The sequence below is a fragment of the Streptomyces sp. NPDC006265 genome, from assembly GCF_040613555.1.
GTDB lineage: Bacteria > Actinomycetota > Actinomycetes > Streptomycetales > Streptomycetaceae > Streptomyces.
The window spans coordinates 1-1,703 of sequence record NZ_JBEXSH010001313.1; the positions used below are offsets into that span (position 1 = coordinate 1).

Annotated in this window: 1 protein-coding gene; it reads right to left on the minus strand. The window is 67.7% G+C overall.

Translation table 11 applies throughout. The features are described from left to right. Positions 1–151 precede the first annotated feature (151 nt). On the minus strand, positions 152–1,703 hold a 1,552-nt coding region (locus ABZ281_RS48300; RefSeq protein ID WP_356665091.1), incomplete at its 5' end, for an aldehyde dehydrogenase family protein.

Genomic DNA, 1,703 nt, shown 5'->3' on the forward strand with positions numbered 1-1,703 from the left:
GTCCTCTTCCGCCCTTACGCCACGTTCCTGGACGGGGCCCGGGGCTAGGCCGATCGCCGTATTGAGGAGTCCATGCGGGAGGGGGCCCGCGTCAGTCCAGGAACGGCGCCTGACGGGTGAAAGACCAGGTCAGGCGCCTTTCGTGTGCCCTTTAGAAGAAGCCCAGCTTCTTCGCCGAGTAGCTCACCAGCAGGTTCTTCGTCTGCTGGTAGTGATCCAGCATCATCTTGTGCGTCTCGCGGCCCATCCCGGACTTCTTGTAGCCGCCGAACGCCGCGTGGGCCGGGTACGCGTGGTAGCAGTTGGTCCAGACGCGGCCCGCCTTGATCTCGCGGCCCAGGCGGTAGGCCGTGTTTCCGTCGCGGGTCCAGACGCCGGCCCCGAGGCCGTACAGCGTGTCGTTGGCGATCTTCAGGGCCTCGTCGACCGAGTCGTACGTCGTGACCGAGACGACCGGGCCGAAGATCTCCTCCTGGAAGATCCTCATGTCGTTGGTGCCCCGGAAGATGGTCGGCTCGATGTAGTAGCCGCCCTCCAGGCCCGGCACCGCGCGGGGGTTGCCGCCCGTGACGACCTCGGCGCCCTCCTTCCTGCCGATGTCGAGGTAGGAGAGGATCTTCTCGTATTGGTCGTTGCTCGCCTGCGCGCCGATCATGGTGGCCGGGTCCAGCGGGTCGCCGCCGACGATGGCCCGGGTGCGTTCGACGCAGCGGGCCATGAAGTCGTCGTAGATGGACGAGGGGATGAGCGCGCGCGACGGGCAGGTGCAGACCTCGCCCTGGTTGAGGGCGAACATCACGAAACCCTCGACCGCCTTGTCGAGGAAGTCGTCGTCGGCGGCCATGACGTCGGGCAGGAAGATGTTCGGGCTCTTGCCGCCCAGTTCCAGGGTGACGGGAATGATGTTCTCGCTCGCGTACTGCATGATCAGACGGCCGGTGGTCGTCTCACCCGTGAACGCCACCTTCGCCACCCGCGGGCTGGAGGCCAGCGGCTTGCCCGCCTCGACGCCGAAGCCGTTGACGACGTTGACCACGCCCGGCGGGAGCAGGTCGGCGATGAGGTCGATCACGTAGAGCAGGCTGACCGGGGTCTGCTCGGCCGGTTTGATGAGGACGCAGTTGCCCGCGGCCAGGGCGGGAGCCAACTTCCATGTGGCCATGAGGACGGGGAAGTTCCACGGGATGATCTGGCCGACCACGCCCAGCGGCTCGTGGAAGTGGTACGCGACCGTGTCGGCGTCGATCTCCGCGATGCTGCCCTCCTGGGCGCGGACGACTCCGGCGAAGTACCGGAAGTGGTCCACGGCCAGCGGGATGTCGGCGGCCAGGGTCTCGCGGACCGGCTTGCCGTTCTCCCATGTCTCGGCGACCGCGATCTTCTCCAGGTTCTGCTCGATGCGGTCCGCGATCCTGTTGAGGATGTTCGCGCGTTCCGTCGTGGACGTGCGGCCCCACTGGTCGGCCGCCCGGTGCGCGGCGTCAAGGGCGAGGTCGACGTCGGCCGCCGTGGAACGGGCGACCTCGCAGAAGACCTTGCCGGTCACGGGCGTCGGATTCTCGAAGTACCGGCCCTCGACGGGCGCTGTCCAGTCGCCGTCGATGAAGTTGTCGTAGCGGCGGGCGAAGGGACAAGGGCCACGTCGGCAAGCACGTGGGCGACCGCGTGCTGCTGGTGATCCCGCCCTCGCTGGGCTACGGCGC